The sequence below is a fragment of the Streptomyces sp. NPDC051567 genome, from assembly GCF_044454165.1.
Classification (GTDB): domain Bacteria; phylum Actinomycetota; class Actinomycetes; order Streptomycetales; family Streptomycetaceae; genus Streptomyces.
The window spans coordinates 43603-70410 of sequence record NZ_JBITDK010000025.1; the positions used below are offsets into that span (position 1 = coordinate 43603).

20 protein-coding genes and 1 riboswitch are annotated in these 26808 nt (G+C 74.5%); of the genes, 4 read left to right on the forward strand and 16 right to left on the reverse strand.

Translation table 11 applies throughout. The annotated features are described in order from the left end of the window. The first annotated feature begins 130 nt into the window (after window positions 1-130). A complete protein-coding gene (locus ACIA5F_RS24015) occupies window positions 131-1063 on the forward strand; it encodes an oxidoreductase (protein ID WP_399356220.1) in 933 nt (310 codons plus the stop codon). A 49-nt stretch (window positions 1064-1112) separates the two neighbouring features. Here ACIA5F_RS24015 and ACIA5F_RS24020 read toward each other — a convergent pair whose 3' ends face one another. The 4 genes from ACIA5F_RS24020 to ACIA5F_RS24035 form a co-directional block, all read right to left on the reverse strand. Next, window positions 1113-1940, reverse strand: coding sequence for a tyrosinase family protein (locus tag ACIA5F_RS24020; RefSeq protein WP_399356222.1), 828 nt, complete (start codon window positions 1938-1940; stop codon window positions 1113-1115). Window positions 1941-1956: 16 nt separating this feature from the next. Then, window positions 1957-2376 (reverse strand): tyrosinase cofactor, encoded by a 420-nt coding sequence (locus tag ACIA5F_RS24025; RefSeq protein ID WP_399356224.1) that lies wholly within the window; start codon window positions 2374-2376, stop codon window positions 1957-1959. Between the two features lie 398 nt (window positions 2377-2774). Further along, a complete protein-coding gene (locus tag ACIA5F_RS24030) occupies window positions 2775-5783 on the reverse strand; it encodes an AfsR/SARP family transcriptional regulator (RefSeq protein ID WP_399356226.1) in 3009 nt (1002 codons plus the stop codon). A 474-nt stretch (window positions 5784-6257) separates the two neighbouring features. Beyond that, window positions 6258-6386, reverse strand: coding sequence for a hypothetical protein (locus ACIA5F_RS24035; RefSeq protein ID WP_399356228.1), 129 nt, complete (start codon window positions 6384-6386; stop codon window positions 6258-6260). Between the two features lie 63 nt (window positions 6387-6449). Between ACIA5F_RS24035 and ACIA5F_RS24040 the strand changes: the two genes are divergently transcribed. Next, the gene (locus tag ACIA5F_RS24040) at window positions 6450-7082 is read left to right on the forward strand and encodes a cysteine/serine endopeptidase inhibitor (RefSeq protein WP_399356230.1); all 633 of its coding nucleotides are present in this window, start codon (window positions 6450-6452) and stop codon (window positions 7080-7082) included. Between the two features lie 258 nt (window positions 7083-7340). Beyond that, a complete protein-coding gene (locus ACIA5F_RS24045) occupies window positions 7341-7847 on the forward strand; it encodes a hypothetical protein (protein WP_399356232.1) in 507 nt (168 codons plus the stop codon). Between the two features lie 22 nt (window positions 7848-7869). On the opposite strand, the gene ACIA5F_RS24050 is transcribed toward ACIA5F_RS24045, so the two are convergent. Next, window positions 7870-8817 (reverse strand): trypsin-like serine peptidase, encoded by a 948-nt coding sequence (locus tag ACIA5F_RS24050; protein ID WP_399356234.1) that lies wholly within the window; start codon window positions 8815-8817, stop codon window positions 7870-7872. A gap of 247 nt (window positions 8818-9064) precedes the next feature. Here ACIA5F_RS24050 and tsaD point away from each other — a divergent pair, with 247 nt between their 5' ends. Further along, window positions 9065-10174 (forward strand): tRNA (adenosine(37)-N6)-threonylcarbamoyltransferase complex transferase subunit TsaD, encoded by a 1110-nt coding sequence (gene tsaD, locus ACIA5F_RS24055; protein ID WP_399356236.1) that lies wholly within the window; start codon window positions 9065-9067, stop codon window positions 10172-10174. Here tsaD and ACIA5F_RS24060 read toward each other — a convergent pair. The 11 genes from ACIA5F_RS24060 to ACIA5F_RS24110 form a co-directional block, all read right to left on the reverse strand. Continuing rightward, a complete protein-coding gene (locus ACIA5F_RS24060) occupies window positions 10163-11695 on the reverse strand; it encodes an ATP-binding cassette domain-containing protein (RefSeq protein ID WP_399356238.1) in 1533 nt (510 codons plus the stop codon). The genes tsaD and ACIA5F_RS24060 overlap by 12 nt on opposite strands. Window positions 11696-11805: 110 nt before the next feature. Next, complete coding sequence (locus tag ACIA5F_RS24065) at window positions 11806-12294, reverse strand: DUF4430 domain-containing protein (RefSeq protein WP_399356240.1); 489 nt, start codon at window positions 12292-12294, stop codon at window positions 11806-11808. Window positions 12295-12335: 41 nt separating this feature from the next. Continuing rightward, window positions 12336-12471, reverse strand: a riboswitch (cobalamin riboswitch). 86 nt (window positions 12472-12557) lie between these two features. Next, window positions 12558-13268: a 4'-phosphopantetheinyl transferase family protein gene (locus ACIA5F_RS24070; protein ID WP_399356242.1), complete on the reverse strand. Its 711-nt coding sequence runs from the start codon at window positions 13266-13268 to the stop codon at window positions 12558-12560. 9 nt (window positions 13269-13277) lie between these two features. Further along, entirely contained in the window at window positions 13278-14666 is a 1389-nt protein-coding gene (locus ACIA5F_RS24075) for an MFS transporter (protein ID WP_399356244.1), read from the reverse strand. Window positions 14667-14747: 81 nt separating this feature from the next. Next, window positions 14748-15233, reverse strand: a complete 486-nt coding sequence (locus ACIA5F_RS24080; RefSeq protein WP_399356246.1) for a hypothetical protein — start codon at window positions 15231-15233, stop codon at window positions 14748-14750. Next, window positions 15230-16513: a glutamate synthase-related protein gene (locus tag ACIA5F_RS24085; protein ID WP_399356248.1), complete on the reverse strand. Its 1284-nt coding sequence runs from the start codon at window positions 16511-16513 to the stop codon at window positions 15230-15232. Before ACIA5F_RS24085 ends, ACIA5F_RS24080 begins: the two co-directional genes overlap by 4 nt. Further along, the gene (locus ACIA5F_RS24090) at window positions 16510-17502 is read right to left on the reverse strand and encodes an asparagine synthetase A (RefSeq protein WP_399356250.1); all 993 of its coding nucleotides are present in this window, start codon (window positions 17500-17502) and stop codon (window positions 16510-16512) included. The genes ACIA5F_RS24085 and ACIA5F_RS24090 overlap by 4 nt, the downstream gene beginning before the upstream one ends. 173 nt (window positions 17503-17675) lie before the next feature. Continuing rightward, complete coding sequence (locus ACIA5F_RS24095) at window positions 17676-19076, reverse strand: methylaspartate mutase (RefSeq protein WP_399356252.1); 1401 nt, start codon at window positions 19074-19076, stop codon at window positions 17676-17678. Further along, window positions 19073-19495, reverse strand: coding sequence for a cobalamin B12-binding domain-containing protein (locus ACIA5F_RS24100; RefSeq protein ID WP_399356254.1), 423 nt, complete (start codon window positions 19493-19495; stop codon window positions 19073-19075). Before ACIA5F_RS24100 ends, ACIA5F_RS24095 begins: the two co-directional genes overlap by 4 nt. A gap of 251 nt (window positions 19496-19746) precedes the next feature. Beyond that, entirely contained in the window at window positions 19747-19953 is a 207-nt protein-coding gene (locus ACIA5F_RS24105; protein WP_399356256.1) for an MbtH family protein, read from the reverse strand. Next, complete coding sequence (locus ACIA5F_RS24110; RefSeq protein WP_399356258.1) at window positions 19950-26576, reverse strand: amino acid adenylation domain-containing protein; 6627 nt, start codon at window positions 26574-26576, stop codon at window positions 19950-19952. Before ACIA5F_RS24110 ends, ACIA5F_RS24105 begins: the two co-directional genes overlap by 4 nt. Between the last annotated feature and the right edge of the window lie 232 nt (window positions 26577-26808).

Below are 26808 nucleotides of genomic sequence, written 5' to 3' on the forward strand. Positions count from 1 at the left end.
AGCCTACTGGCCCGCCCCCACGCCCCTCGGCCGGGCCCCGCCCCCACCGCCCGGCCGGGCCGGGCCCGGCGGACCTTCCCGCGCACAGCACTAGGCTCGGTGTCCCACTCGTCGTGAGGGAGCTGCTGCCATGCCCGGCTGGAACGCCAGGAACATCCCCGACCAGAGCGGCCGGACCGCCGTGGTGACCGGGGCCAACAGCGGGATCGGCTACGTGAGTGCCCGGGAGCTCGCCCGGCGGGGTGCCTCGGTGGTGCTCGCCTGCCGCAGCGCCGCCCGGGGCCACGCGGCGGTCGTCCGGCTGCGGGCCGAAGTGCCGGGCGCGAAGGCCGAGTTCGTCCCGCTGGACCTGGCCGATCTCGCCTCGGTGCGGGAGTTCGCCCAGGAGTACGGCCGCCGCCACCGGCGGCTGGACCTGCTGGTGAACAACGCCGGGGTGATGGCCCTGCCGTACGGGCGCACCGCCGACGGCTTCGAGACGCAGTTCGGGGTCAACCACCTCGGGCACTTCGCCCTGACCGGCCTGTTGCTGCCGCTGCTGCCCGCCGACGTCCCCGGGGCCCGGATCGTCAACCTCTCCAGCGGCTTCCACGTCCTCGGCGACCTCGACCACGCCGATCTGAACAGTGAGCACGGGTACCGCCGCTGGGTGGCCTACGGCCGTTCCAAGACCGCCAACCTGCTCTTCACGCACGAGCTGTCCCGGCGGCTCGCGGCGGCCGGTTCGGCCGTCGTCACGGCCGCCGCGCACCCCGGGTACGCGGCCACCAACCTCCAGGGCGCGGCGCCCCGGCAGGAGGGCCGCAAGGCCGCCGTCCGGCTGGTGGCGGCCGGCAACGCCCTCTTCGCGCAGTCCGCCGCCGCCGGGGCGCTGCCCACCCTGTACGCGGCCACCGCCCCCGGGGTCCGGCCGGACGAGTTCTTCGGGCCGAGGTTCGCGATGTGGGGGGCGCCCGTACGGTCCTGGCGGGCGAAGTGGACCACGGACGATGCCTCCGGGGAGCGGCTCTGGGCCGCCTCCGGGAAGCTCACCGGGGTCACGTACCCGTCCCTCGCCCCCTGAACTCCGGCCGGCCCGGAGGCCGGGCCCGGGTTCAGGGACCGGGGTCCGGTCAGGCGTAGGTGTAGTGCCGGGTGTGGTCGAGCAGGTCGGACGGGGTCACGGTGTTCCAGGGCGGCATGGTCTCGTTCAGGTCCACCGTGCCGGTCGTGTTCCCGCCGGGGAGGTAGTGCGCGCTGCCCGGGTGGAGCCGCTGCCAGTCGGCCCACAGCTTGTCGATGAAGGCGTGGTGCAGCCAGAACACCGGGTCGTTCGGGGAGACGCTCTGCGCCATCTGGCCGCCGATCCAGATGTGCACCCGGTTGTGCATGCTCTGGTAGGCCGTCCCGCCTTCGAGGTGGTTGCGGAAACCCCCCGCCGAGCTTTCGTTCCAGGGCGCGGTGTCGTACTCGGGGATGGCGAGGACGGCATCGGTCTGGGCCCGGGTGGGGAGGGTGGTGACGCGTCCGGCCAGCGAGCGGGCGAGGAACGGGTTGCTGTCGTCCTGGACGGTGATGGGCCAGTTGCCGGCGGAGTGGGCGAAGGGGCCGTCCATCACCTGGTAGTCCAGGTCGCGGCCGGTGCCGCCGAGGAAGTCCGGCGCCCAGAGGGCGGCGGTGACGGTGTTGTCGGTGGTCCAGTCCCAGTAGGGGATCGACACGGACCAGTCGATGGACTGGAGCTCGCGCTCGAAGTCGCGCAGGTACTGGCGGTGCCAGGGCAGGAACGAGGGCGCGAGGTGTCCCACCGGCTGCCCGCTGAACATGTCCATGTTGAACTGGCGGCGGTGGGTGGTGACGAACGCGTCGTAGCGGCCCCTGCGCTTGAGTTCGAGGACGGCGTCGACGAACGCCTTCTTCTCGAAGGACGAGAGGTTCGCCTGGTTCTTCCGTACGGTCATGGCGGCTGCTCCTGGCTCAGGCGAGCGGGTCGAAGGGGACGAGGGAGGCGCCCTTGAGCGAGGTGACCGCGGTGCGGGCCGCGTCACGCGGGGTCGCGAAGGTCTCGTAGTGGTTGATCACGCTGGTCCAGGACTGGCCCGAGCGGCGCATCACGTGCAGCTCCCGGCCGTCGATCAGGACGCGGTAGCCGTCGCCGTGCGCGCCCTGGCCGTGGGCCTGGCCGTGCGCGGAGGAGGGGTCGGCGGGCAGGCCCTGGATGCGGCGGCCCTGGAAGACCTCGTCGAAGGCGGCGGGATCGCCGGCGCGGCCGGGCGCGGCGGCCCTGGCCTTGGCCGGTGAGGTGTCCGCCGACGCGGTGGCCACACCGGCGACGGCTATGCCTGCGGCGGCGCCGGCGATGGCGCCCACGGCCTGACGGCGGGTGAGTTTGGACATGACGAAGAGACCCCCACAACATGGTCGGAGGCGGCCCCACGAGTGCCCGGGCCGCTGTGATCATGCCTACACGGATCTTGAACGGCGACAGAAGCTGGCGGGTTTCGGTTGGGTGGCATACGGCCAGATTGCGGCGGCCGGTTCCCGGCTCCGCCCTGTTGATCTTGTTCCACGCCTTGGACCCGCGCGCCACCGGGTGAAGATTCTGTCGCCCCCGGGTGATTCTTCTGCAAATCCTCCCGGGGTGCGGGGCGGGCGTGTCCACCGCGACAAGAGAAAATATGTCCGGAACTAGAACACCCACTTCCGGATACGCCCTGGCGCCGCCCCGGGCCACCCCGCCGGAGCGGCGGCCCTGAGCACCGGCCGTGCACGGTTCCCGCAGGTCCGACCGCCTGTCAGCGGCCCCCGCCCGGCTGCACGGCCACCGGACCGGGCCGGACCGGTCCGGCGACCGTAGGTGACAGTTCGGTCAGCGCCTGTTCGGCCCCGGCCCCCTCGGCCAGCCCGAGACGCCGGTAGAGCGCGACCGCGTCACGCAGACAGATCAGGGCGCGCTCACGCTTCCCGAGCGCGGTCAGCGCCCTGCCGAGGACGGTCAGCGCCCGCGCCTCGGTCCGGCCCTGCCCGATCTCGTGACTGACGACCACGGCCTCCCCGGCCACCGCGGCGGCCGTCGGGGCGTCGGCGCGCATCAGGAAGGTCTCGGCGATCCGGTGCAGGACGTTGGCCTCCATGAACCGCAGGCCGAGCTCCCGGCTGAGCACCAGGCTCCGGGTGTAACAGGCCATCGCCGTGTCCGTGTCGCCCGACAGCCGCAGCGCGGTGCCCCGGTGGACCAGGATCTGCGCCTCCCCCATCCGGTCGCCGAGCCCGCGGTAGAGCGCCAGCCCGGCCGCACTGGCCTCGACGGCCTCGCCCGGCTCGCCCAGCACCACATGGGCGAAGGTGAGACTGCCCAGCGTGTTCGCCTCCCCGGACGGGTTCCCGGACACGCGCTGCAACTCCCTGGCCTCCCGCAGCGTCCGGACGGTCCCGTTGTCGTGCCCGCCGTGACCGGCCGCGATCAGCGCGCGGACCGTCAACACCTCGGCGAGCACCAGCAGATCGTCGTGGAGCCGGCACAGCCGGGCGGCCTGCTCGATGTGACCGGCCGCCTCGGTGAGCCGGCTGAGCTGCCACAGCGCCCCGCCGAGCATGTAGCGCGCGGTGGCCTCCGCGTGCGGCAGACCCGCCGCGCGCGCCTCGGCCACGACCGTCCGCCCCAGCTCCACGACGTCCTCCCAGGCGTACGTCCGCTCCAGCAGCGGGTCCAGGCCGAGCAGCACGGCCGCCGTCGGCCCCACCAGCTCGGGCGACCGCACGACGGCCTGCCGCAGGACCTGGAGCACGGCGTCGCGTTCCTGGTCGAACCAGTCGTACGCCGCCTGCGCGTCACGGAACTCGATCCCCGCCGTCCCGGGGACGTCGAGCAACCGGGCGATCCGGTGGCCGGGGCGGACCAGCCGGTAGGCGTTGCCGACCGTGGCCAGCAGGAAGCGGAGCAGGCTCGCCAGGGAGGCGGTGACCCGCTCCTCGGGGTCGGTCCGGGCGCAGAGGCCGCGGGCGAACAGCCGCACCAGGTCGTGGTAGCGGTAGCGGCCCGACCGCGTCGACTGCAACAGACCGGTGTGGAGCAGCTCGTCGAGCACCTGCTCGACATCGAACTCGTCGGCTTCGAGGAGCGCGGCGGCGAAGGACGGCGAGACGGTCTCGGAGTCGGGGAGCGCCAGGAGACGGAAGGCACGGGCGGGCCCGGCGGCGAGCTGGTCGTACCCGAGCTGGAAGCACGCCTGCACGTCCAGGTCGCCGGTGCGCAGCTGGTCCAGCCTGCGCCGCTCGTCGGAGAGCCGCCGCAGGCACTCGGCGATGGTGGTGCCGGGCCGGGCCAGCAGCCGGCAGGCGATGACCCGCACGGCGAGCGGCAGGTGCCCACAGGTGGCCAGCAGCTGCCGCGCCGCGGCCGACTCGGCGAGGACCCGGGCGCCGCCCACCACCGCGGCCAGCAGGTCCAGCGACTCGCCGGGCTGGAAGGGCTCCAGATCGACGGTGTGCGCGGACACGGCCGTCAGCCGCGCCCGGCTGGTGACGATCACCGCGCAGCCCGGGTACCCGGGCAGGAGCGGCCTGACCTGTTCGGCGTTGGCGGCGTTGTCCAGGACCACCAGCATCCGCTGCCCGTCCAGCGTCGTGCGGTAGAGCGCGGCCCGCGCGTCCAGGTCCTCCGGAACGCCCGCCTCGGGCACGCCGAGCGACTGCAACAGGTGCCCCAGCACGGTGTGGGGCAGGGCCGGACGGTCGGTCACGCCCGCCAGGTCGACGAAGAGCTGGCCGTCGGGGTAGAGCGCGCGCAGCCGGTGCGCGACGTGCACGGCCAGGGCGGTCTTGCCGGTGCCGCCGATGCCGGAGACCGCGCAGACGCGCACGGCGGGCCCGGCGGCCGGGGTCAGGCGCTCGGTGAGTTCGGCCACGAGCGGGTCCCGGCCGGTGAAGTCGGCCATGTCGGCGGGAAGCTGGGCCGGGGCGGGGGCGGGCTCCGCCGCCGGGTCCGACCCGCTTCCGGTCCCGCTCCTGGTTCCGGTCCGGGCCGGGAGCAGCGCCGGATCGGAGCGCAGGATGCGTTCGTAGAGCTCGGACAGGCGCGGGTCCGGGTCGATGCCCAGTTCCCCGGCGAGCACGGCCCGGGCGTCGCCGAACACCTCCAGGGCGTCGGCCTGGCGTCCGCACTGGTAGAGCGCGCGCATCAGCAGCAGGCGCAGGCTCTCCCGCAACGGGTGTTCGACGACCGCCGCGGTCAGGTCGGTCACCGCCGCTTCGGGATCGCCGAGTTCGAGGTCCAGCTCGACCCTGGTTTCGAGCAGGTTCAGCTGGCCCTGGACGAGCCTGGCCCGCCAGGTGTCGGTGAAGGGCCCGCACAGACCGGCCAGCGGGACGCCCTGGCGGCGGCCGGTGGCCCGGCGCAACAGGATCTGGGCCTGACGCGGATCGCCCGCCCGCCGCGCCTCGGCCGCGGCGGCGGCCTCCTGCTCGGCGAGCGTCACGTCCAGGGAGCCCGAGGGCAGCCGCAGCGCGTACGAGGACCCGGTCGAGACCAGCAGGCCGGGGCCCCCGGCCGTGCGGTGGCCCGGTTGCAGGAGGGTGCGTATCCGGGAGACGTAGGTACGGACCGTGGTCGCGCCCGCCTTGGGGCAGTCCGCGCCCCACAGGCCGTCGACCATCTCCTCCATGGTGACCGGCTGCCCTCCGGCCAGCAGCAGCATCGCCAGTGCCGTGCGCTGCTGGGGGCCCGCCAGGGCGAGTTCCTCGGTTCCCCGCCAACCGCGCACCGTGCCGAGAAGACTGAAGAGGAAGGGACCGTCCTGATTCACGCTTCTACGTCCTTTCCTTGATCCAAGTTACTCAGTCTTGCATGGTTGTTGACCATTTGTTGATGAGAACTTCGGCCGATCATGACTTTGGCGCGGTATCGTCCCCCGCCGGAAAATGGGCCGCTGATTCCCGCCGGGGGCAATCCCTTTTCGCGACCCCGTCCGCAGGGGTGCGGTGGGGCGGGGGAAGTACCTGAAACCGCTGGCCGGGAGCGTTTCGAAGGTGTGTCGGGGGTGGGGCGGAGCGCCGCCGGCGGGTGGTCGTGAACTCCCGGCGGCCGTCCGGATATCGACGGTGGCCGTCTCTTCCGCCGGGTGCGGCCCTTTCGCGGATATGTGCTCCGCCATTGCTTCCGGCACTCGCCGGGAAGGCGGAATTACTCGCTCCGCCCGTGTGTGAACGCGACCGCGTTGACGCGCTGTTGACCGGCCCCGGGCAGTATCGGCGTCGATCCGCTCGGTGATGGCATTCCGTCAGATGTCCGACGGTTTAACGGAGTTGTCGCGGGAAGTCGCAGGCGGGACCGGTGGCGGCTCCACCCGCTCCACCCGCTCCACCTGCTCCACCTGCTCCACCTGCTCCACCTGCTCCATTCGTTCCATCAGCTCCATCCGTTCGTTCGCCGGGTGCCCCGTGGGGTCCGGCGGTGCTCCGCAGGAGGAAAAGTGAAGACCCGTAAGAACATCGGCCGTTGGGCGGCAGGACTGCTCGGGGCGGTGCTGTTCGCCGTGCTCGGCGCGGGGACCGCGTTCGCGGCGATACCCATAGGCCAGATCCGCACCGGCAAGATGACCTACTACAACGACGCGGGCTTCGGTGCCTGCGGGACCCCGATCAACGCCGCCGTCGAGGACCTGGTCGCCGTCTCCCACACCTGGTGGACCTCGGCCAACCCCAACAACGACGAACTCTGCGGGGGCATCTCCGTGGAGGTCAGCTACAACGGCCGGACCATCACCGTGCCCGTCAAGGACAAGTGTCCGTCCTGCGGCCCGGAGCACATCGACCTCAGCCAGACCGCCTTCCAGAAGCTGGCCCCGACCGACCTCGGCGTTGTCAACGGCATCACCTGGAAGTTCGTCCGCAGCGGCGGCAGCGGCAACACCTGCTCCGCCGCGCCCAACTGGGCCGCCGGCACCTGGTACACGGCCGGGACCGTCGTCAAGTACACCGACGGCCGCCACTACATCGCCAAGAACGACAACCCGGGCTACGACCCCATCATCAGCACCTGGTACTGGGCCCCCCACACCTGCACGACCAGTGGCGCGGCCCTGGCCCCCACAGCGTCCCACTGACCGGAGCAGCACGCCCGGCACCGGCCTGACCGAACACCCCGTGACCGGTGCTCCGTGACCGGCACCCCGTGACCCGCTCCGGCCCGGCCCGGCCCGGCCCTCCCCGGCCGGGCCGGAGCGCTGTCGCCGCAGGGCGGCGCGGTCGCCACACCCGGTACGCGCGGGCGCCCCCGGGAGCTTCCGCCCGCCCCCCGGGCGCTTCGGTCAGCCCCCGGACCGGGGCTGACCGGGCGGACGCGCCCGCCGGAGACTCACGTCATGAACGACGATGTGGACAACCACCCAGAAGCCCCCGACCGCCCGGACGCCCACGACCACGCGGTGGTCCTCGGGGCAGGGCTCGCCGGACTCCTGGCGGCGCGCGTGCTCGCCGAACGGTTCGCGCGGGTGACCCTGATGGAGCGGGACGAACTGCCCGTGCCCGGCGCCGAAGTGCTGCTCGGCGGCCGGGAACTGATCGACCGGACGGTGCGGCAACGGGTCTTACGGAACGGGCGCATCCGCGTCCGCTCCGGCTGCCGGGCCACCGGCCCCGTCCCCGGACCGGGCAGCCGCCCGGTGACCGGGGTGGAACTCCACGGCGGCGAACGGCTGACGGCGGGCCTCGTGGTCGACGCCACCGGCCGCACCTCCAAGGCCCCCGCCTGGCTGTCCGCCCTCGGCCCGCCCACCCCCGGAACCACCCGCTACGACTCCCGGCCGGCCTGTTCCAGCCGCTGCTTCGCACCCCCGGCCCACCACGGACCGCCCGCGTACGTGAGGTGAGCCGGGTCCGGGAGGACACGCCTCAGGAGGAGGCGGCGGCGCGTTCGTACAGGGTGCGGGCGCGGTCGCCGAAGTAGCTGCTGTACGAGGTCAGGTCGTCGCCGCCCCCGTCACGGCCGCCGATCACCCCGATCAGGACGTGCTCCTCGGTCAGCACCGGGCCGCCGCTGGTGCCCTCGGGGACGCCCGCGCAGTCCAGGCGCAACTGCGCGGGTCCGGCCGCGCGGGCGGTCGTACGGCACTCCAGCGGCTGCTCGGCGTCGTTCGGGTACCCCACCAGCCGCGCGGGCAGCGGCGCCCGGGGCCCGAAGCGGATCGCCCGCGCCCCGGTGACGTCCTCCAGCCGCTGGCCGGGATGGCCCGGACGCCGCATCCGGAGGAAGGCGAGGTCGTGGTCGGGGTCCTGGTCCTCGCTCCAGCGGGGGTCGACGTCGATCCGCGTGGGCACCCAGATCCCGTACGGCGCCACACCGTCCTGGTATCCCGGGGCGAAGGCGAGGTTGGTGCGGAAGCCGCCCCGGTGGACGCAGTGGGCGGCGGTGACGACGAGGGCGCCGTGGGGCGAGTCGACGACACCGGCCGAGCAGTGGTGGTCGGGGTCGCCGTCGGGGCCGGGGGAGAAGAGCGCGCCGATCGCGGGCTCGGCGGCGGTGGGCCGGGCCTCCAGCGGGTCGGAGGGCTGCCACCCGGCGGAGCGCCAGTTCACCAGCGGGTCGCTGTCGCCGAAGGCGCTGCCGTCCACCGGCGGCTCCGGGACCTCCCGGGCCATCCCGTCGAGCACGGTGGACGCCGTCCGGTCGGCGCGTTCGGGGTCCTGCTGGTAGCTGCCCCGTACGGGATCACCCTCCGCGAGCCGGTCCGCCATGCCGCGCGCGCCCCACAGGTACCCGGCGCCGACGACGAGCAGCGCGCACAGGAGACAGAGGAACAGGGACATCCGCAGGGCCCGTCCGTGGTTCCTGGTGAACATGGTGAGACTCCCCGCCCCGCTGACGCGTCCGACTCTTCGTTCGATGCGGGCGGGTCGCGCCCGGTTCCGCCGCCGTGCTGTGTCCGTGCTCACAGCCGTGTTCGGTCGTGTTCAGTCATGTTCACGGCCCCGCGCCCCGCACCGTCACGCCCCGCCCCGCCGCCCGGGAAAGGGGCCGCCGCACGACGAGTACGCTTGTTGCGAATCGTTCGCAACAAGGATGTCCGTAAGGGTTGAGGGTGCTGTGGTGAGGTCTCCGGTGGTGCTCGGCATCGAGTCGTCCTGCGACGAGACCGGCGCGGGCATCGTGCGCGACGGGAAACTCCTCGCGCACGTGGTCGCGTCGAGCATGGACGAGCACGCCCGCTTCGGCGGGGTCGTCCCCGAGATCGCGGCCCGCGCGCACCTGCACGCCTTCAACCCGGTCGTCCGCCGCGCCCTCGACCAGGCCGGTCTGCGGATGTCCCAGCTCGACGCGGTCGCCGTCACCACCGGCCCCGGCCTCTCCGGCGCACTCCAGGTGGGCCTGGCCGGGGCCAAGACCCTCGCCTACTCCCTGGGCCTGCCGCTCTACGGGGTCCACCACCTGGCCGGCCACGTCGCCGCCGACACCCTGGAGCACGGGCCGCTGCCCGAGCCCTGCATGGTCCTGATCGTCTCCGGCGGACACACCTCGCTGCTGCTCGTCCAGGACCTCGCGCGCGACCCGATCCTGCACCTCGGGGACACCCTGGACGACGCGGCCGGCGAATGCTTCGACAAGGTGGCCCGGGTCCTCGGCCTGCCCTACCCCGGCGGGCCCGCCATCGACCGGGCCGCCCGGGACGGCAACCCGAAGGCCGTCTCCTTCCCCCGCCCGCTGACCGGCGGGCGCGGCGCGGACGACCCGTACGCCTGGTCCTTCTCCTTCTCGGGGCTCAAGACGGCCGCCGCCCGCTGGGCCGAGGGGTACCGGCTGCGCGGCGAGGAGCCGCCCGTCGCCGACGGCGCGGCCTCGCTCCAGGAGGCGGTGGCCGACGTACTGACGCGCAAAGCGGTCGCGGCCTGCACGGCCCACGGGGTGAAGACCCTGGTGGTGGTCGGCGGCGTGGCCGCCAACTCCCGGGTCCGGGCGCTCGCCGAGCGGCGGTGCGCCTCCGCCGGGATCGAGCTGCGGGTGCCGCCGATGACGCTGTGCACCGACAACGGGGCGATGATCGCCGCCATCGGGGACCTGCTGGTGCGCGCGGGCGCCGAACCGGCGCCGCTGGAGATGACGATCGACCCGTCCGCGCCGCTGGAGTACGCCTCGCTCACCCCGGTGGCCCCGCCGTCGCCGCCCCCGCCCCTTCCCGTTCCGGCCGCCTCACGGTCCTAGCAGCGCCGCCGCCTGGCCCGCCGTGAGGCAGGGCAGGGGGGCGAGGACGCGGGCGACCTGCGGGGCGAAATCGGCCGAGGAGGCCAGGACGTCGGCGGCCGGGCCGTCCGTGACGATCAGGCCGTCCGACAGCACGGCCACCCGGTCCGCCGCCCGCGCCGCGAACTCCGCGTCGTGCGTGGAGACGGCCACCGTCCGGCCCGTGGCCGCCAACTCGCCGATCAGGCAGGCGAGTTCGGCCTTGGCCCGGTAGTCCAGGCCGCGCGTCGGCTCGTCCAGCAGCAGCATGCCGGGGGCCTCGGTCAGCCGGACCGCCAGGGCCAGCGAGAGCCGCTGGCCCTCCGACAGCTCCAGTGGACAGGCGCGGTCCGCGATCCCGGGCGCCAGCCGGTCCAGGATCTCCCGGGCCGGGCGGGCCCCCGCGTCCGCCGTCCGGTCGGCCCGGGACAGCTCCTGCCCCACCGAGCCCAGGTACGGGCGGCCCGCCTGCCCCCGCGGGCCCGTACCCGCCAGCCCCCGCAGCAGCGAGGACTTCCCGCAGCCGCTGCGGCCCATCAGCACGGTGACCTCGCCCGCGCGCGGGACCAGGACACCGGTGGTGGTGCCGCCGGTGCTGATACCGGCACCGCCATCGGTCCCGGCAGCGGTCCCGCCATCGGTCGTGGCCGTGCCCGCCGGTGGTGTCCGCCGCGCGGGCGGGGCCGTCCGTCCGGCCAGCCGGGCGCGCAGCGGCGCGGCCGCCCGCCGCGCCTCGCCCACCGACAGGGGCAACGGCTCCCAGCCCACCAGCCGGCCCAGCTCCACCACGGGCGGCGCCACCACCGAGGTGCGCAGCACCTCGGCCGGCCGCCCCGACACCACCGAGCCGTCCCCGGGCAGGTGCAGCATCCGGTCCGCGTACTGCGCCACCCGCTCCAGCCGGTGCTCCGCCAGGAGCACGCTCACCCCGGTGTCGCGGGCCAGCCGGGCCACGGCCGCCATGACCTCCTCGGCCGCCACCGGGTCCAGCGCGGAGGTCGGCTCGTCGAGCACCAGGACCCGGGGGCGCGCGGCCAGCGCCGCGCCGATCGCCACCCGCTGCTGCTCACCGTCGGAGAGCCCGCACAGCGTCCGGTGGCGCAGCCCGGCCAGGCCCAGCAGCTCCAGGACCTCCCCGGCCGCCCTGCCCGCCGGTGCCGGGTCCGCCGCCGACTGCCCCGCCGCGTAGTCCAGTTCGTCCCCGACGGTGTCGGTGACGAAACCGTCGGCCGGGTCCTGGCCCACCACGCCCACCAGCGCGGCCAGTTCCCGCGCCCCGCGCCCCGCGGTGTCCTTGCCGCAGACCGTGACCCGGCCGAACAGCGTGCCGCCGGTGTAGTGCGGGACCAGCCCGTCGACCACGCCCAGCAGGGTCGACTTCCCGGCCCCCGTCACCCCGGACACCAGACAGAACTCCCCCTCCCCGATGGTCAGGTCCACGTTCCGCAGGACCGTCCGGGCGGTGTCGCCGTACCGGACGCTGACGTCGTCGAGTCTGATCAAGGAGAGTCCTCGGTGGGCAGCGGGAAGGGGCCGGCGGACCATGCCCCGCCGCCCCGGGAGCGGCGGGGCGAGGGAGCGGTGGAGTGGGATGGTAGCCGACACCGCCGTACTTAGAACGTCGTCCAGGTGAAGGAGATCTGATCGCCCGTCTTTATCTTGAACTGGCAGCCGCCGACCGGGATCGAGACGCCGTTCACGGAGATGTTCCAGTAGGCGGAGGCGCCGCCGGAGACGTTCTTGACCGTGTCCACGGAGAAGTCGTCGAAGGACGGGTACCAGGTGCCGTCCCAGGTGAAGTGGCGCTGACGGGCCGCGTCGTCGAGGGCGGCCGTCGGGGTGGCGACCGGGGACGGGTACCGGCCGCCGTTGGTGCCGTCGCAGGCGTGGGTGCCACCGGAGGCGGTGGTCACCTCGTGGCCCTTGGTGATCACCAGGCCCTGGAACAGCCTGCCCTCCGGGCCCTGGACGTCGAGCTGCACCAGGACCGGGCTGTTGGTGCGGGGCGCCGTGGTGCGGGCGACGGCCGGGGAGGCGGCGGTCAGGGCCAGGCCGAGGGCGGCGGCGGTGACGGCGGTACGGCGGACGAGCGTGCTGCGCATGGGAAGGGTGCCTTTCTTCGCGCTGTAGTCCGTGACAGGGAAGTGCTGCGGCGTGGCACGTCGGGTGTTCCGGCTCGCGGCCCGCCCGAGGGACGGCCGCACACGGTTGCAGGTCAGCGCCGGATTCCCATCGGCTTCCCCCGGTCGTGCACGCATGAAGTTGTCTGTGAAGTTGTCTGTGCGCGGTCATCATAGGGGCCGGATGCGCGCGGCCCGCCCGCGCGACCGGGGCCGGACCTTCGCGCCCCGGCCCCGTACGGGCGTCACCCGTCCCGGAGCGCCACCGCCGCGCGGTGTCCCTCCGGAACCCGTACGTCCGTCAGCGACCACCCCGGCAGCCGGGCCGGGACCGGGCCCGAACCCACGTACTCGGCCGCCGGGTTCTCCGAGAGTCCGATGCCCAGCCCCTTCAGGTAGGCCTCCTTGCGGGTCCACACCCGGGTGAAGGCGGGTGAGCGCTCCCCGGCGGGCAGCAGCGCCAGTTCGGCCGCCTCCCTCGGGTGCAGCACATCGGCCGTCTCCGCGATGGTGTGCGGCGCCACCAGCTCCTCCACGTCCACGCCGACCGGGGCCGTCGCGAAGGCCAGCAGGCTGATCCCGGTGCAGTGCGAGAGCGAGAAGTGCAGGGCGCCGCCGGGGAGTACGGGCCGTCCGTGCGGCTCGTCGCAGTGCGCGCAGGGCGCCCGTTCCACGGTCACCTCGCGCGGGGCCATGCCCAGGTACGCCCCGAGCAGCCGGCGCAGCGCCACGTGCGCGCAGACGTACGCGTCCCGGTCGGCCGCCCGGACGAACTCGGCCGCGCGGGCGAGTTCCTGGGCGTCCAGGGTGCCGGGGGCGTGCCGGGCCGCGTGGACCCGGTAGCCGGTGGTGTCCACGAGCCACAGCTGCGGGCCCGCGGCCACCACCGCGGCCTCGGCCGGACCGGGGTCCGACAGCCGCTCCGGTACCAGCAACCGCTGGGTGGCGAGTGTCATCGGTGCTCCTCACACGGCCGCGGGGACGGGGCGTTCCACCGGCTCGGACTCCTCGGAGGCGGCCTCCTTCGCCTCTTCGGTCTCCTTCGTCTCCTCCGTCCGCTCCGTCCTCTCGGTCTCCTCCGTCTCCTCTTCTTCGGCCTTCACGGGCTGGCGCAGGGCCATCACTGCGGCCAGCGGTGAGACGAAGGCGATGGCGCCGCAGAGCAGCCAGGTGGTCTGCACCCCGAAGGCCAGCGAGAGGGAGCTGAAGACGGCGATGGAGAGGGGGGCGGTGCCGATGCCGGCGAGGGAGAGGGTGGACATCGCGGCGCCCATCCGCGCCTCGGGGGCCGACTGCTGGTACAGGGTGACGATGGCCGGACCGTTGAGCCCGGACAGCAGGCCCACCCCGGCGGCGACGGCGGTCAGCGAGACCACGGACGGCATCAGGGCCATCACCAGGATGCCCGCGGCGAGACCGGCCCCGGTCACGACCAGCCGGACGAACATGGGGATGCGGTGGGCGAAGGCCGCGCCGACGGCGCTGGAACCGAGGGCGCCGACGCTGAACGCGGCCAGCACCACACCGACGGCGCCGACGCCCCAGCCGCGCTGGGAGACCAGCAGCGGCAGCGCCACCTCGGCGGGCCAGCTGAACGCCATGTCCAGGGAGAGGGCGGCGATGAACATCCAGCGCAGCCGCGGGTGACGGGCCAGCAGCCGGAAACCGTCGCCGGAGCGCTTGACGAGGGAGACCCCGGGCTCGCGCCGCGGCCGGACGAAGCCGTGCGTGACGTGGAGCAGGCAGCCGAACCAGATCGCGCCGGTGACCGCGCCGATCACCATGGCCAGCCACAGCTCCCCGACGGTGATCAGGAAGGCTCCGGCCGGGGCGCCGAGGATGGGGGCGACGCGGAGCACCATGGCGTAGAGGGAGTTGGCGCGGGCCAGCTGGTCGCCCCGGGCGAACATCGGGAGCAGCACCCCGGAGGCCGGTCCGGCCAGCCCGAGCAGGACCCCCTCGATCAGCGCGATCACCACCAGGGGCCACAGCTGCTGGGTGGTGGAGGTGACCACGGCCCCGGTGGCGAGCAGCACGACCCGGGCGCTGGTGGTGCGCAGCAGGACGAAGCGCGGGCCCAGGGTGTCGGCCACCGCCCCGCCGAAGATGAGCATCAGGGCCCGGGGCACGGTGGCGGCGAGCATCAGCAGGGTCACGGCCCCGGTGCCGCCGAGTTCGACGGCGGTCCAGTTCATGGCGATGAGCAGGGCGAAGCTGCCGAACTGGACGGCGGCCTGGCCGCCGACGAGGGAGCCGACGCGGCCCCACGGGACCGGCGCGGGCGCCGACGCCGGTTCGGGGGCGGTGGCGGGCGCGGGTGAGGGCGCGAGTGAGGGCTGTTGGGAGGTGTCCATGGTGCACCTGTTCTCTGCGAGGCAGGACGGGGTGGCGGGTGGTGGGGAGGCGGGTGTCAGGTGGTGGGTGCTGCCGGGATGTCAGGGGCGGCGGGGGTGATGGGGGCGGGGGTGGTGGTGCGGCCGGGGGCCGTGGGGGAGGGCCGCGCCGGGACCGCCCGCGAGCGCGGCGGCCACGGCCCGCCGGGCGGCGCGCGTCAGAGCGCGGGCCGGGGGAGCGGCGCCGTACGTCCGCAGCACCAGGTGCCCGCCGAGGTGGCCGAGTCCGGCCTGGGCCAGCGCCCGTGCCGCGGCGGCCCCGGCCGCGGCGCCGCGACCCGGGACGGCCCCGGCGGCCGGAGCCGTCACGGTGACCCCGGGGAGTTCGGAGAGCCGGAACCGGGCCCGGACCAGGCCGGGCCGCCGCCCCGGCCCTGCGGCGTGCCGGCCGGGAGCCCCGGGAGCGGGACGGCGGGCGCCGGGCCGCAGGGCGCGGCGGTGTCCGGCCGCCCCGCCGGCCCCGCCGGACACACCAGCCCTGTCAGCCCCGCCGGACACATCAGCCTCGTCGGCCGGGGGGCCCGTCATGACCGGTCCCCGACCGGGACCGCCGGGGAGGCGGCCGGCGCGTCCGGGGACCACACGTCCTGCGGGGACAGGTCGGCGGCCCGGTACTGGCCCACCGCGCTGACCAGCAGCCGGGTCTCCAGCGCCAGGGCCTCCACCAGCCGCACCAGCCCCTCCCGAGGGTCCTCGTCGACCGCGAGCAGGGCCGCCCGGCCCAGACCCACCGCCGTCGCACCCAGCGCCAGGACCCGTACGGCCCGTCCGCCCTCCCAGATCCGGCCCGTGGCGAGCAGGTCCCCGCCCGGGGTGCCGATCCGGCGCAGGCACTCCCCGAGCGGGAGCCCCACCTCCTCCAGGAAGACCCGGGGCGCCCAGCCGGTGCCGCCCTCCGCGCCGTCCACCGTGACCGCGTCCGCGCCCGCCGCCCAGGCCGTGGCGGCGGCCCGCGCGATGTCCCGGCCCGGGTGGAACTTCACCCAGGTCCGCGCCAGCGGGAAGTTGTTCCGCATGAACCGCAGCTGCTGGCGGACGATCTCCTCGGTGAAGGTCCCGGGCGTCGCGCTCCGCAGCCGCCGCCCCGGGTCGCCCAGCAGGTCCCGCACGCTGAACTGCCCGGCCAGCCGGTCGGCTTCGCAGGCGTCCACCACCGTCATGCCGCCGAGTCCGGGCTTGGCGCCCTGGCCCGCCTTCAGTTCGAAGCCGAGCCGTCCGGAGTCCCGTAGCGGCCGGGTGCCCGGGTCGCTGTAGAGGAGGTTCCACACCTCCGAGTCGGCGTCCTCCGTGGACTGCTGCACCACCACCCCGCCGACGCCGTCCGTGACGGTCTCCGCGTACGCCGCCACGCGCGCCAGCAGCGCCGAGCGGGTGCCGTCGTCGCCGCCGCGCCGGTAGCCGTGGACCGGCACCATGTTCTCGCCGATCACCATCGGGATGCCGAGCCGCGCCGCCTGCCGGGCCGCGGCCACCCCGAGGTCCCCGTTGCCCGCCCGGGTGGAGCCGAACGCCGAGAGGTAGAAGGGGAGTTCGCTGGCGAAGCCGCCGACCGGGGTGCGCAGGTCCACGTCCTCGTAGGAGGGTTCGCGGCCCAGGTCGATCAGCTTCTCCAGCCTGCGCGGCATGAAGACCGGCGGGACGATCCGCAGGGCGTCCAGCGCGTCCGGCGCCCGTGGCCCGGCCTGCGGGTCCGCGCCGAACAGCTCCGCCCCGTAGCTCTGCGCCGCCGGGAACACCTCGGCCGTCCCGGTCCGGGCCCGCGCCCGGACCGCCCGCTCGGGGAAGCCCGCCGCCCTCAGCCCGCTCACGGCGCGATCACCCCCGGCAGCTTCGGGTAGGCGCTGACCTGCCAGAGCGCGTCCAGCCCGGTCAGGAAGCGGACGAGGCGCTGGAGCCCCATCCCGAATCCGGCGCTGGCCTCGATGCCCTCGCGGGCGAGCGCGAGGTACCAGGCGTACTTGGCCGGGTTCTCGCCGCTCTCGCGCATCCGCGTGACGATCGTGGCGTAGTCGGACTCCCGCTCGCTGCCGCTGACCAGCTCCCCGTAACCGCCGTGGGCGATCAGGTCGAAGTTGCGCAGCACGCCCGGGCGTTCGGGGTCCTCGCGGTCGTAGAAGCCGCGCGAGCCCTTGGGGTAGTCGTCGACGAAGAACGGCCGGTCCGCCTCCAGGGAGAGCACCTTCTCGCCCTCCCAGTCGATCTCCGCGTCCGGGCTCTGCGGGTGGCCCAGCGCGCGCAGCCGCGCCACCGCCTCCTCGTGGGTACGGGTGTCGAACTTGCCGGACCGCAGCTCCGCGAAGTCCGGCTCGTCCCGGCCCAGTTCCCGGAGAATCTCCGGGACCGCCGTCCACACGTGCTCGACCACATGGGTCAGCAGCCCGGCGGCGATCTCCTGGACGTCCTGCCGGGTACCGCCCGCCAGCTCCACGTCGATCTGGTGGAACTCCACCAGGTGCCGGCCGGTGGAGGCCGTCTCCGGCGGCTCGACCCGGACGTTCGGCGCGATGTAGAAGAGCCGCGGGAAGCCCTTCAGCGACGCCTGCTTGTAGAGGATCGCGCTGGTCATCAACTTGTACGGCTGCCCGTAGTAGTCGACGTCCAGGGCCTTCGCGCCGCGCCCGCCCGGATCGGTGACCGGGCCCACCAGCGGCGGCAGCAGCTCCACGAAGCCTTCGCCGCGCAGGAACGCGCGCGCCGCGTGGAGGGCCTCCTGCTGCACCAGCATCGCGGACCGCAGCCGCGGCGAGGCGAGGTGCTCGCCGAGCGGGGGAGGCAGGGGAGGGAGGTGGGGCGTCATGTCGGCTCCTGCTCGTGTCGGTGGTTGCGTCGGTGGCTGTGGCTGTGGCTGTGGCTGTGGCTGTGGCTGTGCCGGGGTCGGTGACGGTGTCTGTGTCTGTGTCGCCGGGGGGTTCGGTGCCGGTGTCCGGTCCGGTGCCGGGTCCGGTGTCCGGCCGGGGTGTTCGAGGCCGTTCACGCGCCGGCCCCCACGGGCGCGGGCCGTACGGCGCCGGTCCGCGCGGGGCCGCCCTCCACCGCGTCGTACCGGCCGGCCACCCCGTACAGGGCCGCGATCAGCCCGTCCGAGGTCATGGGCGTGCGCCCGCCCGGCGCCACGTACGGCACCACCGGCATCGCGCCGACCTCGGACCAGCGCAGCCGCCCGCCCGCGTCGACGAAGCTGCGCGAGCGCCCCGCGTTGTCCGGGTGCAGGCAGTACGGGACGTCCAGCACGCCCCGGGCGAAGGCGGTGCGCAGTGCCCGCCCGAGGTCCTCGCCGAGTTCCAGGACGGCCTCCACGAAGGCGCGGGCCTCCCGGTACACCTCGGTGTCGGCCGGGGCCCGCGACTCCTGCGCCGCGGTGGGCCGCCCGGTCAGGGCGGCGGTCGCCGCCGCCGTCTCCAACGCCCGGACGTTCTCCGCCACGGTCGGTATCCGGCTCGCCTCGGCGGTGGTCTTGACGATCAGCCGCCGAGCCCCGGCCCCCACCGCCAGCCGCGCCGACGCCTCCAGCAGCCGGGTCGCCCCGTGCGCGGTGTGCGGGAAGACCCCCATGTAGGTGTAGAGGACGACGTGCCGGTCCACGGAGGGCGGCAGGAACTCCCGGGCCAGCCGGCGCAGCGCCCGTACCGCCTCGGTGTCCTGGACGGGGTCGGTCTGCTGGGCGTAGCTGAGGGAGACGCTGCGGATGCCGTGCTGGACGAAGAACATGCCCTCCAGCAGGCTGATCGCGACGAGCAGTCCGGGCGGGCAGAGCTGGCCCAGCATGCAGCCGCCGAAGCTCTCCAGGTGCGGCACCCGCGGCGCGGGCACCAGCGAGGCCAGCAACTCGCAGCAGCGGGCCCAGTTCTCGACGGACTCGGCGAGCGGGGTCCGCCCGTACGGCAGGCAGTACGAGACCGGTCCCCCCTCGGTGGCGTCCAGCCCGGCGGCGGCGAGCGCCCGGACGATGGACTCGGGGCGCGACGAGCCGTGGCGCACCTGGACGGGGAACCCGGCGTCCAGGACCCCGTCGAGCAGGCTCCGGGTGAGCGCGGCGGAGTGGGTGGCGATGGGGTAGCCGTTGAGCGGGGTGCCCTCGGCGAGCGCGGCGCGGGCGGCTTCCCGGTCACCGACCCGGGTGTAGCTGTCGATGGTGAGGGTGCCGACGGTGGTGGCGACGGCGGACTTGGTGCGCTCCAGCCCGTCCCGCATCCGGCCGGGGTCGCCGAAGCCCATGCGCGGCTGGACGACGAGCTGCCCGGCCTCGGCCGCGCGGGCCACGAACGCGCCGAAGGAGGGGGCGGGTCCGCGGGCCGGCCCGGTACCGGAGCCGACGGGGGCGGCGGCCGGGCCGTTCCCGGCCCCCGGCGACAGGAGCGCGGCACCGGTCATGCGGCGGCCCGCTCGGCGCCGGGCGCACCCAGGTACGCCCGCAGGGCCTGGACGTCCCCGTCGTCGAAGACGGCGTCGCACCCCGCGTCCAGGAGCCGTGCGCGCTGCTCCGGATCGGCGGCCCCGGCCACCCCCAGCTTGCCGCCGATGACGACGGGGACGGTCAGGCCGGCGCGGCGCAGCGCCCGGACGGCGCTCAGCCCGTCCCGGTAACCGTGCCCGTTCACACTGCTGATGACCACAAGGTCCGGCGCGTCGGCCGCGCAGGCACCGGTCAGCAGCTCGTCCGTCACACACGGGCCCAGATTGCTGACCGAGTGCCCCAGCTCCTCCAGGAAGAGCTGGAGGTAGACGAGATTCCAGGTGTGGGAATCCGATGCCGTGCCGGTCAGCAGGATGTTCACATTCCGTCGTCGCATACCGAGAAATATAGGAAGCGGCAGGGCGGCCGAGGGGAAGTTGCGGCGGCAGTATGGGGGAATTCCCCGGCGCGGTTCCCATGGTTTCCGGGCGGACGCGGAGAAGCCGTGCCCCCGCAGGTGCGGGGGCACGGCTTCCCGGTGTTCCGGACGCCTCGGCCGGTTCAGGTATTCAGGCGGCTCAGGCATTCAGGTATTCAGGCGGCTCGGCCAATTCGGCAGTTCGGCCGGCTCGGACGCCTCGGCCGGGTTCAGGCGTACTGCGCGACCAGGCTCTTCGGCCGGATGTCCGTCCAGTTCTCCTCCACGTACGCGAGCGCGTCCGCCCGCGCACCCGCGCCCCACACCACGTCCCAGCCTGCGGGAACGTCGGCGAACACGGGCCACAGGGCGTGCTGCCCCTCGGCGTTGACCACGACGTGGAAGGTGGCCTCGGTGTCGTCGAAAGGATTGGTCATGACAGACTCCTCAATTTCTCGGAAAGGATACGGCCGATCAGGGCGAGCGGTTCGGGTTCACCCATTCTGGTGTGCGGGACCCCGATGACATGATTCTCGACGCGGCCCTCGACATAGGGAATCCAGTGCTGCGCGAGCGTGTTCTCCGTCTTCCCCTCCTCGATGGCCGCCAGGAACAGCAGATCGGTGGCGACCGGGCGCGGGGCGTACAGGTTCATGATTTCGGCGTGGTCGATGGAGGCGCCGATCACGGAACGGATCTCCCCGTCCGAGAACGCGCCGAGCACCGGGTCCTGCAACCGGACCAGACCGATCAGCGCCTCCACGTCGAACGGCGCGTCCTCGGGTTCGTCCGTGGCGTCGCCGACGAGCATGTCCCGCTTCTGCGCCGGGGTCATCCGGCGCCGCTCCGGCTCGGTCGGCAGCAGGTGCACGTCCATCATGGCCAGCAGGTCGGTCCGTTCGCCCAGCTCGGCGAGGCGGACGGCGAGCGCGTGGGCGACCGTGCCGCCGAAGGACCAGCCCAGGAAGCGGTACGGGCCGTGCGGCTGGACCTCGCGGATCAGCGGCAGGTAGTCGGCCACCATCTCCTCCACCGTCTGCGGGGAGTGCCCGAGCTCGCTCAGCGCCCGCGCCTGGATCGCGTAGAGCGGCTGGTCCGGGCCGAGGTGGCGGGCGAGACCGGCGTACGACCAGCCCACGCCCGTGCCGGGGTGGAGGCAGAACAGCGGGGGCCGCGCGCCCTGGGTGCTCAGCGGCAGCACCACGCCCATCGGGTCGAAGCCGGTGGGCTCGTCACCCAGCAGCCCCGCCACGGTCGGGGTGCGGAAGAGGTCCCGCACCCCGCGCTCCAGGCCCAGGACGGTCCGCATCCGGCTCACCAGCCGCACCGCGAGCAGCGAATGCCCGCCCAGGCCGAAGAAGTTGTCGTCGATGCCGACCCCCTCCACGCCCAGCACCTCGGCGAACAGCCCGCACAGCAGCTCCTCGCGCGGATTGCGCGGCGGGCGTCCCGCGGGCCGCGCGGCCAGGGCGGGCGCCGGCAGGGCCTTGCGGTCCGGTTTGCCGTTGACGGTCAGCGGGATGGCGTCGAGCAGCACGGCCGCCGACGGGACCATGTGCTCCGGGAGTTCACCCGCCGCCCAGCGCAGCAGCCCGTCCTCGGTGAGGGTGTGCCCGGCGCGCGGCACGGCGTACGCCACCAGCCGCTTGCCGCCCGGACCGTCCTCGAAGACGACCACGGCCACCTGGCCGACGCCCGGGTGCCGGGCCAGCGTCTCCTCGATCTCGCCCGGCTCGATCCGGAAGCCGCGCAGCTTGATCTGGCCGTCGGCCCGCCCGATGAACCGCAGCTCCCCCTGCGGGGTCCAGTGCACCAGGTCGCCCGTCCGGTACATCCGGCCGCCGTCCGCGCCGAACAGGTCGGGCACGAACCGCTCGGCCGTCAGCCCCGGCCGGCCCAGATAGCCCCGGGCCACCTGCGTCCCCGCGAGGTACATCTCGCCCGCGACCCCGTGCGGGACCGGCCGCAGCCGCTCGTCCAGGACGTAGACCCGCGTGTTGTCCAGCGGCACACCGAGGTGGACCCCGCCCAGGGTGCGCTCGGTGAGCGGGAACCGCTGGTGGTGGGAGGCGAACGTGGTCTCGGTGGGACCGTACGAGTGGACGAGCACGGTGTCGGGGCAGTGTTCCAGGACCCGCTGGAGGGCGCTCGGGGAGGCCACGTCACCGCCGGTCCACACCTCGGAGAGGAGCTTGAGCGTGTCCAGGCCCTCGTCCGCCATGATGTGGAAGAGGCCCATGGTGAAGTAGGCGGCCGTGACGTCGTAGGTGCGGACGGTGTGGTCCAGCTCGGCGACGTCCGTCCCGTCGCCCGGGGCGATGACCAACTGCCCGCCGCCCAGCAGCGGCACCCACAGCTCGTACGTGGAGGCGTCGAAACCGATCGCCGAGTGCACCAGCATCCGGCGGTGGTTGGCCAGGTTCCAGCACCGGTCGGTGACCAGCTCCACCACATTGCGGTGGGTGACGCCGACCCCCTTGGGACGGCCCGTGGAGCCGGAGGTGAACATCACGTACATCAGGGAGTCCTCGCCGACCTCGACACCCGGATCGCTCCCCGGCCAGCCCGGCGCCGGAGTGTCCACCGACAGCACCCGCACCCCGGCGTCGAGCTGCCGGCGCACCGGGGCCGAACCGGCGTGCGCCTCCTGGGTCAGCAGCACCCGGGCGCCCGTGTCCTCCATGATCATGTCGACCCGGGTGTCCGGCAGCCGGGGGTCCAGCGGCACGTACGCGGCGCCGCACTTGAGCACAGCCAACGCCGCCACCAGCAGGTACGGGGTCCGGTCCAGCAGCAGCCCCACCGCCCCCTCCCGGACCACGCCCGCCGCGATCAGCCGGTGCGCGAGCGCGTTGGCCCGCGCCTCCAGCCCGGCGTAGGTGAGCGTCTCCTCCTCGTACGAGACCGCGATCCGGTCCGGGGTCCGGCGGGCCTGCTCCGCGAACCGCCGGTGCACCAGCCCGCACGCCGCCCGCTCCACCGCGGTGTCGTTGTACTCCACGACCCGCGCGAACTCCTCCTCGGGCGACAGCAGCCGCAGCGCGCCGATGTGCTGCCCGGCGTCCTCGGCCACCGCCCGCAGGACCCGCGCCAGATGGCCCGCCAGCATGGCCGCGGTCCCCCCGTCGTACAGGTCCGTCGCGTACTCCAGTACGCCGTCCAGCCCGGCCGGGGCCCCGGCCGCGTCCCGGGTCTCGCGCAGGGAGACCGTCAGGTCGAACTTGGTGAACGCGGCGGCGGCGCCCAGCGGGGTCCCGGCCAGCACGGCCGACACCGGGGCGGCCGGCCCGGCGGGGTCGGCCGGGTGGACCTGCACGACCGCCTGGACCAGCGGGTGGTGGGCGGTGGAACGCACCGGGTTGAGCTGCTCGACGACCAGGTCGAAGGGGAGGTCCTGGTGGGCGTAGGCGGCGAGGTCGGTCTCCCGGACCCGGGCGAGCAGCTCGGTGAAGCGCGGGTCGCCGGAGGTGTCGGTGCGCAGGGCCAGGGTGTTGACGAAGAAGCCCACCAGGTCGTTCAGGGCCTCGTCGTCCCGGCCCGCGATCACCGTACCGAGCGGCAGGTCGGTGCCCGCGCCGTGCCGGGTGAGCACCGTGGCGAAGGCGGCCTGCACCACCATGAAGAGCGTGACCCCGTGCTTCAGCGCGAGCCGCTCCAGCCGGGCGTGCGTGACGGCGTCCAGGGCGAGCGGGGTCGCGGCCCCCCGGTGGGACGCCTCGGCGGGACGGGTCCGGGCGGAGGTCAGCTCCAGCACCGGGGGCGCGTCCGCCAGGGTCCGCTTCCAGTACGCGACGTGCCGCGCGGATGCGGACGTGGGCGCGGGCGCGGGCGTGGCCCCGGTGGTGGCGGCGGTGGCGGTGGCGGTGGGGCTGGTGGGGCTCCCGCCGTCCTCGCCGTCCCCGCCGTCCTCGCCGTCCCCGCTGTTCAGGAGCGCCCGCTCCCACAGCGTGTAGTCGGTGTACTGGACCGGCAGCGGCTCCCAGCCGGGCGCCCGCCCGGCCAGCCGGGCCTCGTAGGCGCGGGCCAGGTCCGCGAGGAGCGGCCCGGCGGACCAGCCGTCGGCGGCGATGTGGTGGACGAGGAGGACGAGGACCTGGGAGCGGGGGTCGGGGTCGGGGCTGGTGCCTGTGGTGCTGAGGGCGCCGGTGGTGTCCGTGGCGTCCGTGGTGTCGATCAGGGTGGCCCGCAAGGGCAGTTCGTCCGCCAGGTCGAAGACGTGTCCGGCCGCCGTGCCGATCGCGCCGCCGAGTTCCCCGGCCGCCGCCGTGACCCGCTCCAGTACCGGCCGGGCCGCCTCGCGGACCTGCTGGTAGGGCTGTCCGTCCACCGCCGGGTAGACCGTACGCAGCACCTCGTGCCGCTCCGCCACGTCCGCCAGGGCCTCGGCCAGCACACCCGGGTCCAGGGGCCTCTCCAGCCGCAGCGTGAACGGGATGGTGTAGGAGCTGCTCGGCCCTTCCAACTGGTCCACGAACCAGAGCCGCCGCTGCGCGTACGACAGCGGGACGCGCTCCGGCCGGTCCCCGGGTGCGACGGGCCGCAGCGCGGGCCGCCCGTCCGGCACGGTCTCCCGTACCAGCCGCCGTGCCAGCCGGGCGGGCGTCGGGGCCAGGAACAGGTCCCGGATGCGCACCTCCACCCCGAGCACGGCCCGCATCCGGTTCACCAGCCGCACACCCGTCATCGAGTGCCCGCCGACCGAGAAGAAGTTGTCGTCCGGGGCGACCCGGCCCACCCCGATCACCTCGGCGAACAGCCCGCACAGGACGTCCAGGTCGATCCCGTCCCCGGCGGGGCCGTCGGCTTCGCCGGAGCCGGGCGAACCCGGAACCGAGGCCTCCTCCGCCTCGGCTGCCGCCCTCCGGGCGAGCGTCAGCCGCTCCCGGCGCTCCGCGAGCCCGTGGCCCTCCTCCTCGGTGAGCAGGGGCAGGGTGAGGGAGCGGGCCGAGGGGTCGGCCGCCGCGCGGGCCAGCGCCCGCAGGAAGAGATCGAGCAGCAACCGCGCGGTACCGGCGTCGAAAAGGTCCACCGCGTACTGCCACCACACCTCCAGGGAGCCGTCCGGCAGCTCCACGCACGAGACGCTCAGGTCGAACTTGGCCACCTCCAGGCCCGATGCGACGAACCGGCCGGCCAGCGGACCCGTGAGGGACTGCTCGTCCCCGCCCTGCGCTTGTTCCTGTTCCTGTTCCTGTGCCTGTGCCTGTGCCTGTGCCGTCAGCATCACCTGGAAGAACGGGTTGACGGCGAGTGCGCGCTCCGGGTTGAGGTGCTCCACCAGCAGGTCGAAGGGGAGGTCCTGGTGCCCGTAGGCGGCCAGGTCCGTGTCACGCGCCCGGTCGACCAGCTCGGTGTACGGGGCGTCGCCCGAGACGTCGGTGCGCAGCACCAGGGTGTTGACGAAGAAACCGACGAGGTCGTCCAGGGCCTCGTCACCGCGCCCCGCGACCGGGGTGCCGATCGCGATGTCCGTCCCCGCCCCGGCGGCGGCCAGTGCCAGCGCCAGGGCGGGCTGGACCACCATCAGCAGGCTGGCGCCGCGCTCCGCGCCCAGGGCGGTCAGCCGGCGGTGGGCCGCCGCGTCCAGCCTCCCGACGAGCGTCGCGCCCGTGCCGGTCGGCTCGGCGGGCCGGAGCCGGTCGGCGGGCAGGTCGAGCACGGTCGGCATCCCGTCCAGGGCGGCCCGCCAGTGCTCCAGCGACCGCACCGGGTCGGCGAGGAGGTCCTGCTGCCAGAGCGTGTAGTCGGCGTACTGCACCGGCAGCGGCTCCCACCGCGGGGCGCCGCCGGCCAGCCGGGCCGCGTACGCCTCGGAGAGGTCGCGCAGGAGCGGGGTCACCGACCAGCCGTCGGTGGCGATGTGGTGGGTGAGCAGCGCGAGGGTGGCGGAGCCGTCGCCGGGCACGAAGAGCGTGGCGCGGACCGGCAGGTGGGTGCGGAGGTCGAAGGACCCGCCGGTGAAGGCGGCCACCAGGGCGGGGAGTTCCTCCGGCGCGCAGGGGTGCACGGCCAGCGGCACCGGCGGTTCCGTCAGCACGTGCTGGTACGGCTCGGAGTCCACCGCCGGGTAGACCGTGCGCAGCACCTCGTGCCGCTCCACGACATCGGCGAGCGCCGCCGCCAGCGCGGTGCGGTCCGGTACCGCGTCCAGCCGGATCACCACCGGCAGGTTGTAGGTGGCCGAGGGCCCCTCCAGCCCGGCCAGGAACCAGAGCCTCCGCTGCGCGTAGGAGAGCGGTACCCGGTCCTCGGCGGGCAGCACGAGGCCGTCGAAGACGGCGGGGACGGCTGCCTTGTCTCCCTCGGCCGCCTCGCCGGGCCCGTACGTGTGGAGCAGCCGCACCCGGCCGGGGTCCACGACCGCGTGCCACTGCGCGATGTGCTCGGGGAGCGCGGCCTCGCCGCTGATGACCACGGCGCGCAGGGTGGGCGGCAGCGAGACGGTCCCGGAACCGGTGGCGGCGGCGGTGGCGGTGGCGGCGAGGGCGTGGGCCAGCTCGTGCCATCGGGCGGTGGGCAGACCGAGCACGGTGACCCCGTCCGCGACGCACCCGGCCAGCAGCCCCGCCACGTCGAACTCCGCCCCGCCGAGCGTCTCTCCGTCGCCCGTCTCCTCATCGGGCAGGACGAGGGCGGCGCCCGCGCCGAGAGTGAGGAGGGTCAGGAGGATCTCCTCGTGCGGCGGCGCGAACGGGAGCACCCGGTCCTCGGGGGTGATCCCGTAGGCGCCGGGGGCCGGGGCCTGGGGCAGGCGGGCGGCCCCGGCGCGCAGGGCGGCGAGCAGCTCCACCACACCCTCGACGCCCCGGGGCCGGCCGACGGCGACCAGCCGTTCCGGCCCGGCGCCCCGGGCGGTCAGCTCCTCGGCGCGCAGCGCCACCGCGAGGGCGAGCTGTCCGTACGTCGTCCGGCGCGGGCCGCGCACCAGCGCGACGCGCCCGGCGCCCGCGGTGACCTGGGCGTCGAACCGGTCGAGCACACCGGGCACCGGACTGATCGCCGGACTGATCGCCGGGCCGCCGTCCAGGACGGCGGAGGCGGTGGGGGCGGTCGAGGGCATCGCGGGGCCTCCAGGCGAGGGGACGGGTGCGGAGAGGACTCCGTGGCCCCCACGCTAAAGACCCCCCGCTCGCCCGGCGGGCAGTCCCCGAGGCAGCTCCCACCCCCACCACTGCCGCCGGGAACTGCCGCCTGGAGCTACCGTGCGAGGGGCGGGGCGGGGTGGGGTGGGTGACCGGAGGCCGTTACTGGTCACTGGTGGCCCTTTCCCTGGTGACCGCTCACGTACGTCG